This window comes from Mesorhizobium sp. IMUNJ 23033, from assembly GCF_044778005.1.
GTDB lineage: Bacteria > Pseudomonadota > Alphaproteobacteria > Rhizobiales > Rhizobiaceae > Mesorhizobium > Mesorhizobium amorphae_A.
Window position 1 is genome coordinate 20,409 of sequence record NZ_JBJACT010000037.1, and the last position, 20,195, is coordinate 40,603.

Genomic DNA, 20,195 nt, shown 5'->3' on the forward strand with positions numbered 1-20,195 from the left:
ATGAGTGCTGGACATGATGTTTATACCCAATCTACTTTCCGCTGAAAGCGGGAGCGAGAGCATAGTGCGGGCAAGGATTGTAGTCGTCGAGGACGAGCCTGACCTGAGGGAGGCGGTCGCCGAGTATCTTGGCGCCAGCGGCTATGAGGTGGCGATGGCGGAAAGTGCCGCCGAGGCGCGGACCTTGCTGGAAACGCAATCCTTCCATCTGGCCATTCTCGACATCGCCATGCCCGGCGAGGACGGTCTGTCGTTCGGCCGCTGGCTGCGCTCCAAAACCCCGATCGGCATCATCTATGCCACCGCCGCCGGCACCGCGCTCGACCGCATCGTCGGACTGGAGCTCGGCGCCGACGACTACATCGTCAAGCCGTATGAATTGCGCGAGGTTCTGGCCAGGGTCCGCAGCGTGCTGCGCCGCGTTCCGCAGCCGACCGTGCCGCAGGCCGCCAAGGCCGAGACGGGCGCCGGGCGCCGCCTGAGCTTCGGCTCCTTCCAGGCCGATCTCGACGGCAGGCTCGTCACCGGCGCCAACGGCGCGGTCATCGATATGGCCAAGAGCGAGTTCGACGTGCTGGAGGTCTTCCTGACCCGCGCCAACCGTCTTTTGACGCGCGCCGCGATCTCCGAAGCGATCGGGTTTGTCGAAGATCCGGAATCCTCGCGCGCGGTCGATATCCGCATCATGCGGCTGCGCAAGAAGATCGAGGCCGATCCCGCCAATCCGAAGTTCCTGCGCACGGTGCGCGGCGAAGGCTATGTCTTCTCGCTGCCGAACGGCGACGGCAACTGAGCCGTACAGCCCGGTGTCGCGGATTTGAATTCTCGCTGTTTCGGAGATTGCGTTCGCCAATTTCAGGATTCAAAACCGTACGACGGCGCCGCGCGTCCTTTCGAACACGCAACGGAAGCTGTAGCATTCTGATTTTGCGCATGATGCTTCCGGAAATCGGCATCGATTTTCGGGCTTATGCGCTGAATTCCGTAGTCTATCAGATGTGGCTTTTGGATAATTGCTGATCATGATTGCCGACGCAGCAAACACGGACATGAAGGGCGACCGCCAGGGCGCTGCAATGGCGGCTGTGCGCGTCGTTCGCCGGCTGCGAGAGGCCGGCGACTGGCAGCGCGAGATGGAGACCATCCTGGAGACACTGTGCCGCGCCATGGATTGCCAGCGCGGCATCCTGTTCCGGTTGCGCGAGCTACCTGGCCAGGGCTTTGCCCAGTCGGTCTCGGCCTACTGGATCGACCCCGACTTCGGCGGCGAACTGGCATCGCCGACGGTCATCATGCAATCGGTCGTCAATTCGGATCCGCTGCTGGAGCGACTGGCCGAGGACGAGCGCCAGGGCAAGGTCTTCGCCGGCCATACGCGCGATCTGGAAGGCTTTCTCAGATCCGACTTCGAAAAGCAGAACATCAAGTCGTTCCTGTCGGTTTCCGTCTTCGCGCACGGCCATCTTTGGGGCACGCTCGCGGTCAACGACTGCGTCGACGAGCGCGACTGGACCGACGAGGAAGAGGCGACGCTGCACATCATCGCGCTCGCCATCGGCGACGCCATCGAGCGCTCGCCCTCGGACGCCCATGCCAGCGAAGTCATCCGCCGTACCATGCTGCAGGCCTCGCTCGACGCCATCATCGTCATCGACGAGACCGGCTCGATCATCGAATTCAATCCAGCCGCCGAAAAGATGTTCGGCTTCCAGCGCTCCGACATACTCGGCAAGGACCTGCTCGATACGGTGGTTCCGGCATATTATCGCAAGGGCTATGCATCGGGCGCCGACTACATGTCGGGCCGCGGCTCGCCGATGGTCGGCCAGCGGCTCGAAACGGTCACCCAGAATGCGGCCGGCGAGGTCTTTCCGATCGAATTGACAGCGACCGAGATGCGGGTCGCCGACCGCCGTCTCATCTTCGGCTCGATCCGCGACCTGCGCGACAAGCTGCGCGCCGAGGAGGAGATCGGTCGTCAGCGCGAGAAACTGCACCAGAACGAGAAGATGGCGGCGATGGGTTCGCTGCTGGCAGGTGTCTCGCATGAGCTGAACAACCCGCTTGCCGTGGTCGTCGCGCAGTCGACGCTTCTGCACGAATTCGCGACCGACCCGCAGACCAAGGTGCGCGCCGAAAAGGTCCGCGCCGCCGCGGAGCGCTGCGGCCGCATCGTCAAGAGCTTCCTGTCGATGGTGCGCCTACATCCGGCGGCACAGGCCGAGACCGATCTCAACCAGGTGATCCGCGCGGCACTCGAAGTGACCGCCTATGGCGCGCGGTCGAGCGGCATAATCATCGACACCGATTTCGCCGCCGGCCCGCTGCTGGCCATGGCCGATGCCGACCACGTGACACAGGTGGCGGCCAATTTCCTGATCAACAGCCAGCATGCTTTGGCCGGCGTCGCGGGCGACCGGCTGATCAAGGTGCGCACATTTCGCAGTGACCGCGGCAATCCCGGCTTTTCGATCGAGGACAACGGACCGGGCGTGCCGGAAGCGATCCGTTCGCGCATCTTCGAATCTTATTTCACCACCAAGCCGGTCGGCGTCGGCACCGGCATCGGCCTGTCGATCTCGAAATCGATCATCGAACGGCACAACGGCAACATCTGGTTCGAGGAAGTCCTGCCGAGGGGTGCCCGCTTCGTCGTCCAGTTGCCGGCGATCGCCGCCGGTGCAGGCGCGGCCGGCGAAAGCCCGGCGCGCTCGAGCGGCCTGCGCCATGCGCTGATCATCGACGACGAGCCCGATGTCGCCGGCTCGCTGTCCGACATTCTGGAGCTGATGGGCTTGAAGTCGAGGGTGGTGGCGGCCTGGACATCGGCAGCCGGGATCCTCGCAGGGCATATGCCGCCCGACATCGTCTTTTCCGACCTGCGCATGCCCGGCACCAGCGGCATCGCCATCTATCGCGAGCTGCTTGCCGAACGGCCTGACCTGGCGCAGCGCTTCGTGCTCGTCACCGGCGACCTGATCGGCGCCAAGGCCGAGATCGAGGCGTTGCCGGCGCCACAGCGCCCGCAAATCCTCGAGAAGCCTTTCAGCACGCTGGACGTCCGCGGCGTGCTCTCGGCCATTGCCGAGCAGGTCGCCGTGGCCGCCGGCTGACCTGTCCTTGGGGTCTGTTGAGATTCAGGTCAGGCCTGGCCGAGAGTGGTGGTTTCCGAGAACCGAAACGGAGCGTACATTTGGGTACGCGAGTATCGGAAGCGCAGGAAACCGCCATTCGCAGGCCGGCCTGCGCTGAATCTCAACAGACCCCAAAAAAAAGAGACTCCCGACCGACGTGCGGCGGGAGCCTGACTGAGCGCTGGAGGTGCGCTCTGGGAGGTCCAAGCATGACCCGAAGACTAGATACCTACTGTCGGATCATGCCTAGCAGAACTCAAAAAACATTCGGCGTGTTGCTCATTGGCGCGGCATTGGCGATCATGCGGACGGCGCGGTCTCTATGCACACCGGACTGGGCGGCAATGACGCGCAGGCAATCCGCGCTCTCGGCGCCCCAGGCCTGGCCCTTGCAGGCAAAATCGATCTCCGGCATCGGCAGCCGCGCCGTCTTGACCGTGGTCGAGGCGCCGTCGATGACGTTGGCTGGCGGATTGAACGAGGCGAAGGCCGGACCGGCCGCCGGCGTGAATGCCATGATTGCGAAGGCGCAGGCGCCCATCATCATGAACATCACCATCGGATGATCGCTGGCGCGCTGGCGCAGTGCCAACTTCGGACGCCTGTCATTGCGTTCCGGCACTTGCCTGCCGCGGTCGCTGTTGGCGTGAACCTTCGTAAACATCGCCGTTCCCTTCGTTTATTTTTGTCTTTGCTATAAAACGAACTTAACCGCGCCTGGTAACGGACGAACGACGCGCAAAGATTGCCCGTGTAACAGGAACGAAACAAGAGAATCGGGCATATCCGGGCACAACCGGGCAAGCGCCGATGGTCTGTTTCGTTTGCGAAGCTGTTTCATGTGCATGATCAGGATGTTGCCTAGACGGTGATAGCGTTGAGCTATGCCCGGACCTGCCCGGCCAGACTATGAGCAAGATCACACTCCGGGCGGCACTCTGCCGGCGCCGGGGCTTTTTCCTCGGAAATGGGTTCATTTTTCCAGGCGCGGCGCCTGCGAATCCCCGCGCCCGGCGCATCTTCCACAACCGGCGCTAAGGCCCGGAATTTCCGGGATTTTCTCTCGTCGGGCCAGATCCAGGCCTGCACAATTCAGCCATCTTGAAATTTTGGTATTTCCACAAGCCATTGCATTTCAAAGAAAAATATGATTTTATTGAATGAGTATTCAACAAATGAAGAGCCTTTGATGAACCCGCACCTCCGTGACGTGGCGATCCCCAACAATTGGGACCGGCGGGGCCTGCCGGGTTGGAGTTACCACTCCGACGCCCTTCTCGAACTCGAGAGGGAATACGTCTTCCGCAACCACTGGCAGATCGCCGGCCATGTCTCCGACGTGCCGAATGCCGGCGACTATCTGACCATGGATGTGGTCGGCGAGCGGGCGCTGACCGTGCGCGGTAAGGACGGCGTCGTGCGCGCCTTCAACAACATGTGCCGCCACCGCGGCAGCCGCGTCGTCGCCGACAGCCAGGGCACCTGCAAGAACGCTCTGGTCTGCCCCTTCCATGGCTGGGTGTACAATCTTGACGGCACGCTGCGCGGCGCTGCCCGTCCGCGTTCCTTCCCCGATCTCGACAAGACCGAATTCGGCTTGATGCCGCTCGACCTCGAAATCTGGATGGGCTTCATCTTCATCCGCTTCCGCAAGGGTGGCCCGCAGCCCTCCGTGGCCGAATTGCTGAAGCCGATCGAGGCCGAGATGGCCCATTACAATGTCGCCGACATGGTGCCGTCCTGGGGCATCTGGACGCAGAAGTCGCCCGTCAACTGGAAGTCGGTGCGCGATGTCGACAATGAAGGCTACCACGTCGCCATGGCGCATCCGGCGCTGCAGGATCTCTACGGCGCGACCTATTTCGACGAACCGTTCATCAACGGCGTGTCGCGCTCCTTCGCCACCTACAATCCGCATGCCGGGCGGCGCTGGAGCGTGCGGGAATACATCAAGCTCACCCCCGACGCGTCGCATCTGCCGCAGCATCTGCGCAGAGCCTGGATCTATTACGGCATCTTCCCCAACAACGCCCTGTCGATCATGCCGGAATCGGTGCAGTTCTATCAGGAGTTCCCGCTGTCGACCGGCGAGACGCTGCTGCGCGGCGCGATCTACCGCTATCCCGATGAGACCAGGGAGCAGGCGGCGGCACGCTATCTCGCCTACCGCATCGACCGTGACACGATGAACGAAGACGTGCAGCTTTCGGTATGGTCGAACGAATCCATGCTGTCGGAAGCCTTCGAAGGTTTTTACCTCTCCGACCTCGAATACGGCGTGCGCACCCACCACGACCATTTACGCAAGCAGATCCCGGTGCTCGGGCTCGAGACCGCGCCGGAGGAGAAGGACATGTGGGGGCTGAACGACGCGCTGAGGTCGAGGGGGTAGCCTCCCTCTCCCCGTTCTACGGGGAGAGGATGCCGGCAGGCAGGTGAGGGGCAGCGCCGGCTTTTGAGATTATCGCTTTGATCGGACGATAGCTTATGGCGTCGAAGGCCACAGCCAATCACTAGGTTCAGCGCCGCCCCTCATCCGCCCTTCGGGCACCTTCTCCCCGTGGAACGGGGAGAAGGGAGAAATTCACCCTTCAGGGTTTCGTTCGGCGGGCTAAATGTTCATACGTGATTTGCCAAGGGTCACTCTCGGAAGATCTTTCCTCGCCTATCCAATGGAAGCTGTTGGCAGTGATCTCGGTGAAACGCCATCGAGTTTTCAGACCGCGCGAGTCATTGCCGAGCTGGACAATGTCCTTACCTTCGGCCCGCCCGATCTGGCGCGAGTAATCTTGGTTGAGCGGGTCGTTCCATATGATGTGCCAGCCATCGATCCCAGGATCGAAGATGCGCAAAGTCGTGCCATACATCGTCGACGGCGCAGGGCGCTTGGGCCTGATCCAAACGTCCTGAATCGCGCGGCCTCCGAGCACCCAGCCAAAATGGCATTCTCCATCCCATTTCTGGATTGTGCCGTCGTCGAGGTAGTGGACCGAGGCCATTTCCCAGCTTCCAATTAGCCATCCATACAGGTCCATGTCTTTCGCTCGGTCGGCTGGAGGACCTTCGGATCCGAGAGCGGTGAGAAACGGAGAAATCGTCATCGTCATACTGCCTTTCGTTTCCAAGCAGACAGGCTGAACTGCCAGCGCAGCCCGCCGGCCCATTGTCGCGGCCCGCCTGCCTAAACCGCGCCTTGTGGGATTTGGCGACGGAAGCCCGTGTCGGCGCCAGAACATTGCCGCCACAACTTGCAGCGTTGCGGTGTCCAGGGCTTGGGGAAAATTGCTATAATGCCGAGCTGGCCGCCAAGGCGAGCTGCCGATGGGCGTCGACCCCGCAGGGCAATTCACGGCGCTGGCTGAGCCGCGAGCTCGCTGCGCCGCCTGCAAACTGGGCCCACGTCGGCGATCCGGCGCCGCCAACCGCTCGCCAAGCGAGTAGCTGCCGGATCGGACAGCGCCGCTCCTCTTCCCGTAGAACGCGAAGAACGGAAAGAAGGGAATTACCCCTGCCAAACCCCTTCCTTCCTCAGATCGTCCATCGTGCGTGAAATGCCTTCGCGCAGGATCGCCACCATGTCGTCGATCTGCTCGCGCGAAATGATCAGCGGTGGCGACATCACACACATGTTGATCAGCGGCCGGACCAGCAAGCCGAGCTCATGGCAATGTGCGTCGATGCGCTTGCCGACGTCCTTGTCGAGCTTCAGCGGATCCTTGCTTTCGCGATCGGCGACGCATTCGACGCAGCCCATCAGCCCCATGCCGCGCACCTCCCCGACCAAAGGAAGTTCCTCCAACGTCTTCAGCTGCGCCTGGAAATAGGGCGCGACCTCGCGCGTATGGGCAAGCACGCTCTCCTCGAGGATATTGAGGTTCTTCAGCGCCACCGCGCAGCCGATCGGATGACTGGTGTAGGTCAGACCATGGCCGAACAGCGCGTCGGGGTGGTTCGAGCGGCGCAGTTCCTGCAAAATCCGCTCCGAGATGATGACGCCGCCGAGCGGGAAATAGCCTGATGTGACGCCCTTGGCGAAGGTGATCATGTCGGGGTCGATGCCGAACATTTCGCCGGAGGCAAAGACGTGGCCGAGCCGGCCGAAGCCAGTCACCACCTCGTCGGAGATGTAGAGGATGCCGTGGTCGCGGCAGATTTCGCGGATGCGCTTCAGGTAGCCATCCGGCGGCACCACGACGCCGCCCGAGGCCTGCACCGGCTCGCCGACGAAGGCGCCGATCCTGTCGGCGCCGATGCGCGCGACCGTGTCGCGGAACTGATCGACCAGGAAATCGGTGAACGCCTCTATGCTCATGCCTTGCGGCCGGCGGAACGGATCCGGCGAAGAGAGCTTCACGACCAGTTCGTCGGCGCCATCCATCCAGTGGCGGTCGCGCGGGCGGCCATTGAGCGAGGCCGACAGATAGGTCGAGCCGTGATAGGCGTCGCCGCGGCTGAGGATCAGCTTCTTTTCCGGCCGCCCCCGCACATTGTTGTAGAACTGCATGAAGCGCAGTGCCGTCTCCACCGCCGAGGACCCGCCGGTGGTGAAGAAGACATGGCTGAGATCGCCCGGCGCATGACCGGCGATGCGCATGGCAAGCTCCGCCGATGGCGCGTTCATCGTGTACCACGGCGTGTTGTAGGACAGCGCCATCGCCTGGTCGTACATCACCTTGGCCAGTTCCTCGCGGCGGTGGCCGACATTGATGCACCACATGCCGGCCGGTCCGTCGATCAGCCTTTTGCCCGATGCGTCGGTGATGTAGATGCCCTCGCCCTCGCCGATCAGCGCGCGCGCCTCGGTGCCGACCGAGCCGGCGAACGGCCAGGGCTGGACGAGATGGCGCTTGGCCAGTTCGACGGCGTCGACATCGGCATCGGCCGTTTCCTTCGCCTTCAGGTCTCTTGCAGCCGCCATCTTCGCCTCACATGCTCTCGTGACAATTTTCAGCGGACACGAAGTCAAGCTCCAAGCCTTGGGAAAAGCGGCTTTCTTCACTTCATTTTGAATGTCCGTTCAATCAATATTACAGAAATAGCGCTTGATTTCAATCGCCGGATGCGCGCATGATGAAAGAAAGCCAGCAAGCAAGGAGCGCGCCGCAAATCGTGCTCCTTGCATAAAATTGGGAACAGGCGACCGGCGCCAACAATGGGATGAGCATGGCAGGACAGTCCGAGCCAGCAAACGAGATCACGCCGGGGGCGCTGCAATGACGGCGGCTGCCGAGGGGTCGCCTGCACGGCGCATGACACGGGCCAGGCGAAACGCCCTTCTGCAGTCCGAACCCGTCCAGGGCTTTGCCCTGATCAGCCCCACCTTCCTCTATGCCCTCATTCTTCTGGTCCTGCCGATCCTGGTGGTCATCGCTCACTCCTTCTGGACGCAGAACTATCTCACCATCGACCGAACCTTCACGCTGGAGAACTACCGCATCGCGCTGACCGAGCCGATCTATCGCGACCTGCTCTGGCGCTCTCTCTACATCTCGCTGATGGTGAGCTTCTTCACGGGCGTGCTCGCCTACCCGATCGCCTACTTCATCTCGTTCCATGGCGGCCGCCATAAGAGCCTGTGGCTGTTCCTGATCACCATCCCATTCTGGACCAGCTACCTGCTGCGCGTGATGTCGTGGAAGGTCATCCTCGGCTACAATGGCGTGCTCAATTCCGGCCTGATGGGCCTCGGCATCATCGACGAACCATCGACGGCCCTGCTCTACAATTCGACCGCCGTCATCATCACGCTGACCCATGCCTGGGCGGCCTTCGCCATCCTGCCGATCTTTGTGTCATTGGAAAAAGTCGACCGCACGCTGGTCGAGGCGGCCAAGGACCTCGGCGACGGTCCGCTCCGTTCCTTCCTGCGCGTGACACTGCCGCTGTCGGTGCCAGGTATCATCTCGGCGGCACTCATCGTCATGATCCCGACGGTCGGCGACTATGTCACACCGAAGCTTGTCGGCGGCAAGGACGGCGTCATGATCGCCAACGCCATCCAGGCGCAGTTCGGCAAGGCGTCGAACTGGCCGCTGGGCGCGGCACTTTCCGTCACCACCATGGTGATCGTGACGCTGATCGCCGGCGCCATGGTGCTGATCATCCGCGCCGCGCAGAGGCTGGCGCGATGACGGCGTTGCGGCGTTTCCGGCCGGGCGGTGGCTGGCTGTCGGTCTATGCCTTCCTTTACGTGGTGTTCCTCTATCTGCCGGTCATCTTCCTGCCGATCTTCTCGATCAACACCGCAGCAACGCCGAAATTCCCGCTCTCCGGCCTCACCCTCAAATGGTACGAGGACCTGCCGCGCACGCCGGCACTGCTCGACGCCGCCTGGAACAGCCTGGTCGTCGGCGTCTCGGCGTCCATCCTCGCCACCGTCTTCGGCATCCTCGCCGCCCGCTCCATCACCCGCTACCGCTACCCCGGCCGCCGCGCCATCAACGGCCTGATCATGGCGCCCCTGGTGCTGCCGGAAGTCATCGTCGCCATCTCGATGCTGCTGGTGATGCTGCAGCTCGGCCTCAGCCTGTCGCTGCTCACCGTCGTGCTCGGCCATGTCCTAGTCTGCATCCCCTATTCGATGACGGTGCTGACTTCCGGCTTCGAGGGCTTCGACCGCAGCCTGGAAGAGGCCTCCGCCGATCTCGGCGAGAGCGCCTTCGGTACCTTCCGGCGGGTGACGCTGCCGATGGTGGCGCCAGCGATCATCTCCAGCCTGCTGGTCAGCTTCACCATCTCGCTCGACGAGTTCATCATCGCCTTCTTCCTGACCGGCACCGATGCGACGCTGCCGATCTACATCTGGGGCCAGCTGCGTTTCGCATCAAAGCTGCCCGGCGTGCTGGCGTTGGGCACGCTTCTGCTGGTCGCCTCTTTCCTGCTGATGACCGTTGCCGAAATCCTGCGCCGCCGCGCGGCCAGGCGCACACAGAACGAGGGAGGCCTCTATGCCTGAGCAGTCCCAGGCCGCCCGGCCTCATCAATCCGAACGGCCCCCGCTTTCCGAACGACCCATGATCGAGATCCGCAACGTCACCCGCAGCTATGGCGCCTTCAAGGCGTTGGACGATGCCACGCTGACCATCAAGGAAGGCGAGTTCTTCTCGCTGCTCGGCCCATCCGGCTGCGGCAAGACCACGCTGCTGCGCATGATCGCCGGCTTCGACAATCCGACCACCGGCTCGATCGCCGTCGGCGGCCAGCCGATGGAAGGCATCCCGGCCAACCGCCGGCCGACCAACATGGTGTTCCAGAGCTATGCGATCTTTCCGCATCTCAATGTCGAGCAGAATGTCGCCTACGGGCTGAAGCGGCTGAGGCTAGAGGGGACGGAGGAAAAGCGCCGCGTCGAGGAGGCGCTGGCGCAGGTGTCGCTGACCGGCCTCGGCAAGCGTCTGGCTACCGAACTCTCCGGCGGCCAGCGCCAGCGCGTGGCACTTGCTCGCGCCTTGGTGATGCGGCCCAAAGTGCTGCTGCTCGACGAGCCGCTGTCGGCGCTGGACAAGAAACTGCGCGAGCAGATGCAGGTCGAGCTGCGCCGCCTGCAGCAGGCGGTCGGCATCACCTTCGCGCTGGTCACACATGACCAGTATGAGGCGCTGGCCATGTCGGATCGCATCGCCGTGATGTTCGGCGGCAAGATCGCGCAGGTCGCCTCGCCCAAGGAGATCTACCAGCGGCCGGTCAATCGCCAAGTGGCCGACTTCCTCGGCGGCATGAATTTCGTCAAGGCCGAGATCGTCGAGGAGAACGGCGCCTCCTTGGTCGTCGACACGCTGGGCTTCGGCCGCGTCAAAACCGACAAGCCGAAGGCCTTTGTCCGCAATGGTGGAGCCGCCACGCTCGGCATAAGGCCGGAGCGCCTGCGCGTGCTGTGGGACGATGCCACGGCGAAATTCGAAGTCGCCGGCAAGGTGGTCGAGCGCCACTATTTCGGCGAGATCACCCATCTGATCGTCGAGATCCCTGGGCTGGAAAAGCCGCTCTCGGTGACCGAGACCAATGATTTCGGTGCCGACGACATCCCGGTCGGTACCTCGATCCGCCTGGCTTACGATCCCGAAGCCCTGGTGGCGATGGCGGATTGAAACTCTCCGATGATCCTTCGCGCTGCGATGCGGCCCGCGACGATCGCGCCCTCGACATAGCCAGGAAATGACGGCGACACTTCCGACGCTGCGAAATGGACGGGCGGCGCGCCGGCCAGGATCGTGCGTTCGGCATCCGTCGCCGTGGTGACGACAATAAGGTCGCTGTAGGCGCCACCGCTCCAGCGATCATGCGTCCAGTCGCGCTGGTTGAAATCGAGGATATCGGACGCGTCCGGACCGAGCGCTTCCTCCAGCCTTGCCGTCACTTCGGCGCGCAGCGCTGCATCGCTGAACTCGCGCCAGCGCAGCGCAAGCGGTCCGCCGACGAAGACGACGAGCGCGGCATGGTCGGCATCCTTGCTGGTGTCACAGGCAAACAGTCCCGGCCGGTCGCGCCACATCACCATGCCGCTCAAGCCGCGGTCGCGCCAGAATGGAGTTGCGTAGCGCACGAGGATTTTGATCACCGCGCCGCTCTCCCAAACGTCCAGCGCCCTCTTCAAGTTGACCGGCAGAGATGGTGCGAAATCGAGTTTCGCAGCTGTCGCCGGCGGCAGCGCGACCAGGACCTGGCGCGCTTCGATCGCGCCGCTGGCCGAGATAACACGGACGCCTTTCGCCCCGTGCCCGATCTGCGTCACAGGCTCATTCAGCCGCAGCCGGCCGCCGAGGTCGCCGGCCAGATCATCGGCCAGCGATTGCATGGTTTCACGCAAAGAATACTGCAGCTCCGGCACCTCGTTAGTGATCCGGCGGTCATTGTCGATCAGATGCCAGAGCGGGACCTTCTCCAGCGCCAGGCACCACAGGCCTTCGATCATCGACCGAAAGGCTGCCTTGGCATCGGCGGTATCGTTCTGGCGGTCGAGCCAGGCTGCAACGGTCAGGCCGGCAATCGCGGGATCGTCAGGCGCGATGGCATTCATGCGCTCGCGGATCGCCATCGCAGCGACATAGGTCCGCTCGGCCTCCTGCGGTGACATTGACGGCCGCGCGATGAAATCGCCCTCGACATAGGTCGCGGCCAGCGTCTTGCCGCGCGCCTCGACCAAAGCCATTAGTTCCGGCATGTCCTCGCACAGGAACTGGCCGCCGCTGTCGATGCGTTCGCCAAGACCGTTCAAGGTAGCCTCGACTCGCCCACCGACACGGTCGCGCGCTTCGAGCAGCAGGAAATCGATGCCGGCTTTGTTCAATTCGAGCGCGGCCGACAGGCCGGTGAAGCCGGCGCCGACGATGACGACGCCGGTTCTTTCGATCTTTCTGCTCAATAGCCAGCCTTGATCTTCTCGAACTCGGCGATCATCTTGAGCTTGAGATCGGAGGGCACAGGCGACTGGAACAGCGTCTTGTCGACGAATTTCTGCACGTCGTCATAGCCCTTTTCCTTCAGCATCGCCTGGTCGACGCCGGCCATGCCCTTGGCGTTAGCCTGGCCATAGCCCCAATCCTTGACCAGCACCTTGGCGGTTTCCGGATCGTTGATGGCGTTCAGATAGTCATAGGCCTTGTCGACACTATCGGGCGCATCCTTGAACAGCACATAGCCGCAGACCCAAGTCGAGATACCCTCGGCGGTGTCCTTCTTGGCCTTGATCGGCACGCCGGCGGCGACCGACTGCACCGTGGCGTCATTCCAAGCCCAGGCGAGATCGACCTCGCCACCGCTCAGCTGCTGGACGATGTCGGTGGTATCGGTCCAGTAGGAACGGATATTCTTGTGCACCTGGCGCAGGAAGTCGGATGCCTGCTTGAACTGGTCGTCCGTCATCTTGGTCCAGTCCTTGAGCCCGATGGCGAGGCTGGCCAGCGCATAGGCATCGTCGACATTGTCGCCGATCGAAACCTTACCCTTGAACTTGGGATCGGCGAAGGCGTTGAGCGACTGCACGTCCTTCTCGTCGACCTTGTCGGAATTGTAGGTGAGCTGCGTGTTGCCCCAATCCCAGGGCATGAACCAGGCCTTGCCGTCGGCGGTGGTGGCAAGATCCTTCATCGCCATGATGCCGGGATTGAGGTCCTTCCAGCCCGTGATCTTCGAGGGATCGAGCGGCTGCAGCAGCCCTGCCTCACGCCATTTCACCACGCTCTGCGAACAGGGATGACCAAGGTCGGCCTTGAAGCCGGAGCGGACCTTCTCGAACGCCTCGTCCTCGTCGCCGAAGAAGGTGAATGTCGGCGAGTCGCCGTTCTTCTCGACATATTTCGGGTGGAAGCTGGGGTCTTCGTAACCGGACCAGTCGAACACGATCAGGTCCTTGTCGGCGGCAACGGCGAGCGCCGCCGCCGAAGCCGCAAGCGTTGCACCCAGTGCCAATGTCAGTGTCAGGCGTCGGCTGAGTATCTTCATTGCTGTTCCATCCTCTTTTTGGTTGTTGATGCCGGCTTGATGCCGCCGGCTTTCTCACGGGTAATGCTTTGGAAATGCCGCCGACAGGAACGCGTTCGCCGCCTGCAGCGCGCTCTCGCGGGTGACGTCCTCGGTCCCCATCATCAGCCGCAGCCACAGACCTTCCAGCATGGCGCTCAGCGCCAAGGCGATGACTTGCGGCTCATAGGCATAGCCGCCACTCTCTTTGAGCGTTGCGCAGAGATCGATGAAGATCTTCTGGTAGGCCGCGTCGCGCGCGCCGCAGAGCGCCTGATAGGTCGGCCGCGACTTGGCCTCGCCCCAAAAGGCGCACCAGGCGGCCAGCTTGCGCTTGTTGCAGATCGAACGGTCGAAATCGGCCGCGACCAGCGCCCGCAACTGGTGGGCCGGGTCCTCGCCGGCCTTGGTCAATGCAGCACGCCAGTGCGCGGCATATTCGTCGGCCATGTATTGCAACGTGGCGACGAGCAGCTTGTCCTTGCTTTCGAAGTGAAAGTTGACGATGCCGCGCGACAGGCCCGCGCCATCGGCGACGTCGGCCATCGTCGTCTCCGAATAGCCGCGCTTGGCCAGCGAATCGATCGTCGCCTCGATCAGCTGCTGCTGCCGGACTTCCTTCGACGCCTTGCGGCCGCGCTTTTCGGCGTCGCCTTTTCGTGCTGGTTCAGGCAGAACATCCCTGGCTTCTGCGGTCTTCATCGGCGTCATGATCTCCAGCATTGCCGGCTACCCAACCGGCTTTCGACCGCGAAGATGAGTGGGACGGTGCTCACCACTGTCAAGCACCTTCTGCATGGCTTCCCAGGTCCGGATGTTCTTGTCGACATAGGCAGCGCCGACCGCGGCAGCGACCGTCGGATAGAGCGGACCTTTCAGCCTCTCCAGCTCGCCGCGAGCGACCTCACGATACCAGGGATTGCGGTCGCGTATGGTGACATTGGAAAACCCTGCCCGGCGCATCGCCAGCACATAGCGCTCAGGCGAGGCCATGGCGAAGGACAGCCCCTCGGCCGCGACATAGGCCTTCATCTCGGGTGACGGTCCACCGTCATGCGAGATCATCCAGTTCGATGCCGCAAAGACTCCGCCCTGCTTCAGCACCCGGAAGATTTCGGCAAACAGCGCGTCCTTGTCGGGTACGTGCAGCAGCGCATCCTTGGAGAAGACGACGTCGAAGGAAGCATCCGTGAAAGGCAACGGACCGGGCGGCGCCTGGACGAAGCTGACGCGGTCGCCGAGACTTTGTGCGGCCGCGCGCCGGCGTGCCGTCTCGATCACTGGCCGTTCGACATCGAACCCGGTAGCGTGGGCGGCGCCATGGCGCTCGACCAGATGCAATGTGATGCCGCCGGCACTGCAGCCTATGTCGAGGATCGTCTTGCCCGCGAGCGACAGGCCTTCGACGACCCGGTCGACCTCGTCGGGCCCGCCCGACGACAGATAGCCGTCGCCCCAGAGCGCCTCCAGGAAGCGGGTGGCGGTGTCGTCATATTCCGGCTCGGCATCCGCCGTTTCGATCATCCGACCTCAGCTCCGACTGCCTGCTGGACATCCCAGAAAGTCGGCAAAGCCTAGCGCATAAACAGGAAAACGCAACATCATTTGTTGAACATTCATTCAATACAGCTGGACAAAATGGCTGAAGCCGTGCCAAATTCCGAGCATTCGGGAACAGATCACATAAAAATGAACGGTGAGATCGCCATGAAGGCTCGGCGTATATGAAGGCGTGGGATGCAATCGTCATCGGCGGCGGCCACAACGGGCTGGTCAACGCCTGCTATCTCCAGCGCGCCGGCCTCGACGTGCTGGTGGTGGAGAAGAACGACTGGGTCGGCGGTGCGGCCACCAGCAGGGAATTGACGCCTGGTTTCCTCTACTCCAACTGCTCCTATGTCTGCTCGCTGTTCCGGCCCGAGATCATGCGCGACCTCGAGTTGCCGCGCTTCGGCCTGCAGGTGATTTCCTATGAAGGCGGCGCCGTCTTCACCCGCGACGGCGACTATCTCGCCAACTACCGCGATCACGACGCCCATCGGCGCGAGTTCGCCCGTTTCTCCAAGCGCGATTCCGAGGCCTATGACAGCTACGCCCGCGATGTGACGCGGCAGTGCCGCTTCATCCAGCCGCTGCTGATGCGCACCGCGCCGGACCCGACAAGTTTGCGGCCGCGCGATCTCGGCGAGCTGCTCTATCTCGGCAAGAAATTCGCCGGGCTTTCGGCGGAAGAGATGACGCTGACGCTGCGCTTCTGGACCATGTCGATCTCGGACTTCCTCGACGAATATTTCGAGACCGATGTCATCAAGGCCAACTTCGCACTGTCCGGCATCATCGGCACGGCACTCGGACCGATGTCGCCCGGCACCGCGTACGTGCTGCTCCACCACTATATGGGCGAGGTCGACGGTTCGGTCGGCGCCTGGGGCTATGCGCGCGGCGGCATGGGCGCCGTCACCAAGGCGCTCGCCGCGTCCTTCAAGGCCTCCGGCGGCACCATCCGCACCGGCGCCGAGGTCGACCACGTGCTGGTCAAGCGCGGCAAGGCCAAGGGGGTGGTGCTCGCCGGCGGCGAGGAGATCTACGGCAAACTTGTCGTCTCCAATGCCGACGTGAAGCGCACCTTCCTCAAGCTGGTCGAGGCAAAGGAACTGCCCGACATCTTCCTGCGCCGGGTCAAGAACTTCAAGATCCGCGGCTCGTCCGGAAAGGTCAACATAGCGCTGGATTCGCTGCCCGAATTCCCGGCGTTGCCGAAGGATTCGCCGGTCTATCGCGGCGACATGCATTTCACCGATTCGATGGAACGCATGGAGCGCGCCTATGACAACTGGAAGGCCGGGCGCTGGTCGGCCGACCCGTTCCTCGACATGGTCATCCCGACGACGCTCGACCCGACCATGGCTCCGCCGGGCAAGCATTTCATGAGCTGCTTTGTGCAATACGCGCCACCCAAGGTGAACGGCCACGACTGGACCGACGCCGATCGCGACGGGTTCGCGGAAAGCGTGATTGCGCAGATCGCCGAATACTCGCCTGGCTTCCGCGACCGCATCGTCCACATGGAGGTGCGCACGCCGCGCGAAATCGAAGCCGAGGTCGGGCTGACCGAAGGCAACATCTTCCAGGGCGAACTGACCTTCGACCAGCTTCTGTTCAATCGTCCGGTGCCCGGCTACGCGCAATACCGCTCGCCGCTCAGTGGGCTCTATATGTGCGGCTCCTCCACTCATCCCGGCGGCGGTGTCATGGGCGCGCCCGGCCGCAATGCCGCCGCCGAAATCCTGCGCGATCTCGCTAAATCAACCTCGCATATGAGCCCCGCCCATGACGTCATTTGACGCGATCATCATCGGCGGCGGCCATAACGGCCTTGTCGCCGCTGCAGTGCTGGCGAAGAGCGGCCGCAAGGTGCTCGTGCTGGAAGCTGCCGACGATGTCGGCGGCGCTGCCCGCACCGAGGAGTTCGCGCAGGGCTTTCGTGTCTCCTCCGTCGCCCATGTGCTCAACCGGCTGCATCCCGATGTGGTGAAGACGCTTGAGTTGGAAAAACATGGATTGGAGATAGCACGCGGCGATTTCGTGCCGACCGTTGCGCTGTCCAGGGATGGCCCGCCGCTTATGCTGCATGGCGCCTATGGCGAGGTGCTGACCGGCGCCAGCCCTTCGGAGCAGACCGCGTGGAAGGAATTGCGCGCCCAGTTACTGCGCTATGCCAGCATCTTGAAGCCGTTCTTGTCGCGCCGTCCGCCCGACCTTGGCGCCATGTCGCTGCTGGAGACGGCAGCTCTTGGCCAGACAGCGCTGGCGCTGAAGAAACTCGGCAAGGAGGACATGCGCGATTTCCTGCGCGTGCTTTTAATGAACATCGCCGACCTGCTCGATGAGCAACTCACCGACGACCGGCTGAAAGGCATGCTCGCCTTCGACGCGACGCTCGGTAGCCATCTCGGTCCGCGTTCGCCGACCTCGCTGCTCGGCCTCTACTACCGGCTGGCGGGCGAGGTGGGCGGCAAGGCGGGCGCGCAGATCGTGCCGAAAGGTGGCATGGGCGCGGTCGTCACCGCCATCCGCGCAGCCGCGGAGAGGGCCGGCGTGACCATCCGCGCAGCGTCACCTGTCGCTAGGATCATCGTCGAAAAAGGTCGCGCCGTCGGCGTCGCGCTCGACAGCGGCGAGGTGCTACGTGCGAAAACGATCGTCTCCGCCGTCAATCCGGCAACAACCATCTTCGATCTCGTCGGACCGAGCGAGGTCGACACAGGCTTCGTACGCAAGGTGAAAAACATCCGCATGAAGGGCGATGCGGCCAAGCTGCATCTGGCGCTCGACCGGCCGCCACAATTTGCCGATATCGACGCCGCTGGCCACAAGGGCCGCCTGGTCATCGCGCTCTCGCCCGATCACGTCGAGCGTGCCTTCAATCCATCGAAGTATGGTGAGTTCTCTGCCGAGCCGGTGATGGAGATCGCGCTGCCCAGCCTCGCCGATCCGTCGCTTGCGCCCGCCGGCGCCTGCGTGCTGTCGGCGGTCGTGCAATATGCGCCCTATGTGCTGAAGGGAGGCTGGAGCGCGGGCAAACCGAAATTCCTGAAGGCGATTATGGCTCAGCTCGAGCCTTACGCACCGGGCATTTCCAAGACCGTGCTTCACACCGAACTTTTGACACCGGCCGACATCGAGGCGCGTTACCGGATGCCCGGCGGTCACTGGCATCACGGCGAATTGCAGGCCGACCAGATGCTGATGTCGCGGCCAGTCTCCGGATGGTCGGGCTACGACACGCCGGTCGAGGGGCTATTCCTCGCCGGCGCAGGCTCGCATCCGGGCGGCGGCGTTTCCGGTGCTCCGGGGTTGAATGCCGCGCGGCGCATTATCGCGATGAGGGGGTAGGGATGATCAACCAATCGGCCAAGCCCGTGCTCTACGGCGCCCCCCTCTGTCCTGTCGGACATCTCTCCCACTTGGGGGGAGATTGGCTCTCATCAACGCTTTCGCCAATCACCAACGCTGCAGGAGATGAGCCGGCCATACGGCCAGCCGATCTCCCCCCTTGTGGGGGAGATGTCCGGCAGAACAGAGGGGGGCGCGAAGGAACGCCGTCATGAACCATCATCCTACCATGAACCCAACGACCGCCCGCGCCGCTGCGCAATCTCATTTCCGCACCTTGCGCCTCGACACGCCGTTCCAGCCGCGCATCGATGCATTGGCGAGGACCCAGGACTGGTACAATTGGGCCGGCTACCGCGCCCCGCATTCGCTGTGGGACGAGGAACTGGAATATTTCGCCATCCGCAGTCAGGCCGCCCTGTTCGACATCTCGCCAATGACGAAATACCGCATCGAGGGTCCCGACGCCGAGGCCTTCCTCAACCGCGTCACCTTGCGCGACGTGACCAAGCTCAAGCCGGGCCGCGTCCACTACACCGCCTGGTGCGACGACGAAGGTTTTGTCCTCGATGACGGCACGCTGTTTAGGCTTTCCCCTACACGCTTCCGGTTGTGCTCGCAGGAGCGGCATCTGCCCTGGCTACTCGACAGCGCCATAGGCTTCGATGTGAGCATCGAGGAAGAAACTGAAGCCGTTGCCGGCCTCGCCCTGCAAGGTCCAACCTCGTTCGCCGTGCTGCGCGATGCCGGTTTCGCAGGCGTGGAAAAACTGAAGATTTTCGACCTCGCCGAGTTCCCACATGATGGCGACACGATCACCATTTCTCGCACCGGCTTCACCGGCGACCTCGGCTACGAACTGTTCGTGCCAGCCGAGAAGGCGCTAAGCCTCTGGGACCGGCTGATGACTGCCGGCGAATTGCACGGCATCCGCGCCATCGGTTACACGGCGCTGAACCGCGCCCGGCTGGAGGCCGGGCTGATCGTCGCCAATGCCGACTTCACCACCGCCGAGCACGCCATCCGCGCCGACCGCTTGCGCATGCCGGATGAGATCGGCCTCGGCTTCATGATCGACGTGGAGAAAGGCCATTTCAACGGCCGCCGCGCCATCCTCGAAGCTCGGACGAAGCGGAAGCTGCGTCATGTGCTGGTCGGGCTGGAGATCGAAGGCAACATCCCGGCCGAACATGCCATCGTCTACCACAAGAGGAGCCAGGAGGTCGGGCTGGTCAGCGCCGCCATGTGGTCACCCATGGCCAAGCGCAACATCGCCATCGCGTCGCTGGCAAGGCCTTTCGGCGACACGATGGTCGAAGACCTCTGGGTCGAGATCTACGCCATGCGCGAGCTGCAGTACCAGAAGCTGATGAAACGGGCCAAGGTGGTGCAGCGCCCCTTCATCAAGCTCGACCGCCGCACCGCCAATCCGCCGGCGGATTTCTGACCATGAGCGACGAGGCCGAGCTAGAAGCCTCTGAGCAGTGGCAACTGGTCAATACGCCGCTTGGTGAAAAATGGTCCGGGCGCACCCGCTATGCCGCCGCCATGTTCTTCTATAAGCGCGGCGAGATGAGCCCTGAGACGCTCGAGGTCTATCGCATCTGTGCGCGGCTGGATTCCACCGATCCGTTGCCGATCATCCGGGATCGCGGCGGCGGCCAGGACTGGCTGAAGCGCATGGGCTACAAATAGCGACTGGGTGGA

Annotated in this window: 17 protein-coding genes; 10 read left to right on the top strand and 7 right to left on the bottom strand. The window is 63.0% G+C overall.

The window, feature by feature from the left end:
* Positions 1-64 precede the first annotated feature (64 nt).
* Together ACFX5Q_RS29905 and ACFX5Q_RS29910 are read left to right on the top strand one after the other, a co-directional pair.
* The gene (locus tag ACFX5Q_RS29905; protein ID WP_404283670.1) at positions 65-793 is read left to right on the top strand and encodes a response regulator; all 729 of its coding nucleotides are present in this window, start codon (positions 65-67) and stop codon (positions 791-793) included.
* Between the two features lie 229 nt (positions 794-1,022).
* Entirely contained in the window at positions 1,023-3,113 is a 2,091-nt protein-coding gene (locus ACFX5Q_RS29910; RefSeq protein ID WP_404283672.1) for a PAS domain S-box protein, read from the top strand.
* A gap of 277 nt (positions 3,114-3,390) precedes the next feature.
* Here the strand turns inward: ACFX5Q_RS29910 and ACFX5Q_RS29915 are convergent, their stop codons facing one another.
* Complete coding sequence (locus ACFX5Q_RS29915) at positions 3,391-3,798, bottom strand: hypothetical protein (RefSeq protein WP_404283673.1); 408 nt, start codon at positions 3,796-3,798, stop codon at positions 3,391-3,393.
* A 525-nt stretch (positions 3,799-4,323) separates the two neighbouring features.
* Here ACFX5Q_RS29915 and ACFX5Q_RS29920 point away from each other — a divergent pair.
* Positions 4,324-5,526 (top strand): aromatic ring-hydroxylating dioxygenase subunit alpha, encoded by a 1,203-nt coding sequence (locus ACFX5Q_RS29920; protein WP_404283675.1) that lies wholly within the window; start codon positions 4,324-4,326, stop codon positions 5,524-5,526.
* A gap of 199 nt (positions 5,527-5,725) precedes the next feature.
* Here ACFX5Q_RS29920 and ACFX5Q_RS29925 read toward each other — a convergent pair whose 3' ends face one another.
* Both ACFX5Q_RS29925 and ACFX5Q_RS29930 read right to left on the bottom strand, forming a co-directional pair.
* Entirely contained in the window at positions 5,726-6,241 is a 516-nt protein-coding gene (locus tag ACFX5Q_RS29925; protein WP_404283677.1) for a hypothetical protein, read from the bottom strand.
* A 395-nt stretch (positions 6,242-6,636) separates the two neighbouring features.
* On the bottom strand, positions 6,637-8,052 hold the full coding sequence (locus ACFX5Q_RS29930; RefSeq protein ID WP_404283678.1) for an aminotransferase: 1,416 nt from the start codon (positions 8,050-8,052) through the stop codon (positions 6,637-6,639).
* Positions 8,053-8,347: 295 nt separating this feature from the next.
* On the opposite strand from ACFX5Q_RS29930, the gene ACFX5Q_RS29935 reads away from it, so the two are divergent.
* From ACFX5Q_RS29935 to ACFX5Q_RS29945, 3 genes are read left to right on the top strand one after another with little or no spacing between them, the layout of a single operon-like run.
* Complete coding sequence (locus tag ACFX5Q_RS29935; protein WP_404283680.1) at positions 8,348-9,265, top strand: ABC transporter permease; 918 nt, start codon at positions 8,348-8,350, stop codon at positions 9,263-9,265.
* On the top strand, positions 9,262-10,089 hold the full coding sequence (locus ACFX5Q_RS29940) for an ABC transporter permease (RefSeq protein WP_404283682.1): 828 nt from the start codon (positions 9,262-9,264) through the stop codon (positions 10,087-10,089). Before ACFX5Q_RS29935 ends, ACFX5Q_RS29940 begins: the two co-directional genes overlap by 4 nt.
* 58 nt (positions 10,090-10,147) lie before the next feature.
* Positions 10,148-11,221 carry an ABC transporter ATP-binding protein gene (locus ACFX5Q_RS29945; RefSeq protein ID WP_404283684.1) on the top strand — a complete coding sequence of 358 codons (1,074 nt, stop codon included), beginning with the start codon at positions 10,148-10,150 and terminating at the stop codon, positions 11,219-11,221.
* Here the strand turns inward: ACFX5Q_RS29945 and ACFX5Q_RS29950 are convergent.
* Genes ACFX5Q_RS29950 through ACFX5Q_RS29965 form a run of 4 tightly spaced genes read right to left on the bottom strand, consistent with a single transcriptional unit; the run spans position 11,185 to position 15,116 of the window.
* The gene (locus tag ACFX5Q_RS29950) at positions 11,185-12,495 is read right to left on the bottom strand and encodes a flavin monoamine oxidase family protein (RefSeq protein WP_404283686.1); all 1,311 of its coding nucleotides are present in this window, start codon (positions 12,493-12,495) and stop codon (positions 11,185-11,187) included. The genes ACFX5Q_RS29945 and ACFX5Q_RS29950 overlap by 37 nt on opposite strands.
* Positions 12,492-13,574 carry an ABC transporter substrate-binding protein gene (locus ACFX5Q_RS29955; RefSeq protein WP_404283688.1) on the bottom strand — a complete coding sequence of 361 codons (1,083 nt, stop codon included), beginning with the start codon at positions 13,572-13,574 and terminating at the stop codon, positions 12,492-12,494. Before ACFX5Q_RS29955 ends, ACFX5Q_RS29950 begins: the two co-directional genes overlap by 4 nt.
* A gap of 54 nt (positions 13,575-13,628) precedes the next feature.
* Positions 13,629-14,315 (bottom strand): transcriptional regulator BetI, encoded by a 687-nt coding sequence (gene betI / locus ACFX5Q_RS29960; RefSeq protein ID WP_006201235.1) that lies wholly within the window; start codon positions 14,313-14,315, stop codon positions 13,629-13,631.
* A 6-nt stretch (positions 14,316-14,321) separates the two neighbouring features.
* Complete coding sequence (locus ACFX5Q_RS29965; protein ID WP_404283690.1) at positions 14,322-15,116, bottom strand: class I SAM-dependent methyltransferase; 795 nt, start codon at positions 15,114-15,116, stop codon at positions 14,322-14,324.
* A gap of 200 nt (positions 15,117-15,316) precedes the next feature.
* Here ACFX5Q_RS29965 and ACFX5Q_RS29970 point away from each other — a divergent pair, with 200 nt between their 5' ends.
* The 4 genes from ACFX5Q_RS29970 (at position 15,317) to ACFX5Q_RS29985 (ending at position 20,183) form a co-directional block, all read left to right on the top strand.
* Positions 15,317-16,936, top strand: a complete 1,620-nt coding sequence (locus ACFX5Q_RS29970) for a phytoene desaturase family protein (protein WP_404283692.1) — start codon at positions 15,317-15,319, stop codon at positions 16,934-16,936.
* Entirely contained in the window at positions 16,923-18,488 is a 1,566-nt protein-coding gene (locus tag ACFX5Q_RS29975) for a phytoene desaturase family protein (protein WP_404283694.1), read from the top strand. The genes ACFX5Q_RS29970 and ACFX5Q_RS29975 overlap by 14 nt, the downstream gene beginning before the upstream one ends.
* 211 nt (positions 18,489-18,699) lie before the next feature.
* Positions 18,700-19,935, top strand: coding sequence for an aminomethyltransferase family protein (locus ACFX5Q_RS29980; protein ID WP_404283696.1), 1,236 nt, complete (start codon positions 18,700-18,702; stop codon positions 19,933-19,935).
* A 2-nt stretch (positions 19,936-19,937) separates the two neighbouring features.
* Positions 19,938-20,183, top strand: a complete 246-nt coding sequence (locus tag ACFX5Q_RS29985) for a hypothetical protein (RefSeq protein WP_404283698.1) — start codon at positions 19,938-19,940, stop codon at positions 20,181-20,183.
* Positions 20,184-20,195: the final 12 nt, after the last annotated feature.

Coding starts and splice junctions, on each gene's coding strand:
- ACFX5Q_RS29910 (WP_404283672.1), top strand. CDS start 1,023: ATGATTGCCGACGCAGCAAACACGGACATGAAGGGCGACCGCCAGGGC.
- ACFX5Q_RS29975 (WP_404283694.1), top strand. CDS start 16,923: ATGACGTCATTTGACGCGATCATCATCGGCGGCGGCCATAACGGCCTT.
- ACFX5Q_RS29925 (WP_404283677.1), bottom strand. CDS start 6,241: ATGACGATGACGATTTCTCCGTTTCTCACCGCTCTCGGATCCGAAGGT.
- betI (WP_006201235.1), bottom strand. CDS start 14,315: ATGCTGGAGATCATGACGCCGATGAAGACCGCAGAAGCCAGGGATGTT.
- ACFX5Q_RS29930 (WP_404283678.1), bottom strand. CDS start 8,052: ATGGCGGCTGCAAGAGACCTGAAGGCGAAGGAAACGGCCGATGCCGAT.
- ACFX5Q_RS29945 (WP_404283684.1), top strand. CDS start 10,148: ATGATCGAGATCCGCAACGTCACCCGCAGCTATGGCGCCTTCAAGGCG.
- ACFX5Q_RS29920 (WP_404283675.1), top strand. CDS start 4,324: ATGAACCCGCACCTCCGTGACGTGGCGATCCCCAACAATTGGGACCGG.
- ACFX5Q_RS29955 (WP_404283688.1), bottom strand. CDS start 13,574: ATGAAGATACTCAGCCGACGCCTGACACTGACATTGGCACTGGGTGCA.
- ACFX5Q_RS29985 (WP_404283698.1), top strand. CDS start 19,938: ATGAGCGACGAGGCCGAGCTAGAAGCCTCTGAGCAGTGGCAACTGGTC.
- ACFX5Q_RS29940 (WP_404283682.1), top strand. CDS start 9,262: ATGACGGCGTTGCGGCGTTTCCGGCCGGGCGGTGGCTGGCTGTCGGTC.
- ACFX5Q_RS29965 (WP_404283690.1), bottom strand. CDS start 15,116: ATGATCGAAACGGCGGATGCCGAGCCGGAATATGACGACACCGCCACC.
- ACFX5Q_RS29935 (WP_404283680.1), top strand. CDS start 8,348: ATGACGGCGGCTGCCGAGGGGTCGCCTGCACGGCGCATGACACGGGCC.
- ACFX5Q_RS29970 (WP_404283692.1), top strand. CDS start 15,317: ATGAAGGCGTGGGATGCAATCGTCATCGGCGGCGGCCACAACGGGCTG.
- ACFX5Q_RS29915 (WP_404283673.1), bottom strand. CDS start 3,798: ATGTTTACGAAGGTTCACGCCAACAGCGACCGCGGCAGGCAAGTGCCG.
- ACFX5Q_RS29980 (WP_404283696.1), top strand. CDS start 18,700: ATGAACCATCATCCTACCATGAACCCAACGACCGCCCGCGCCGCTGCG.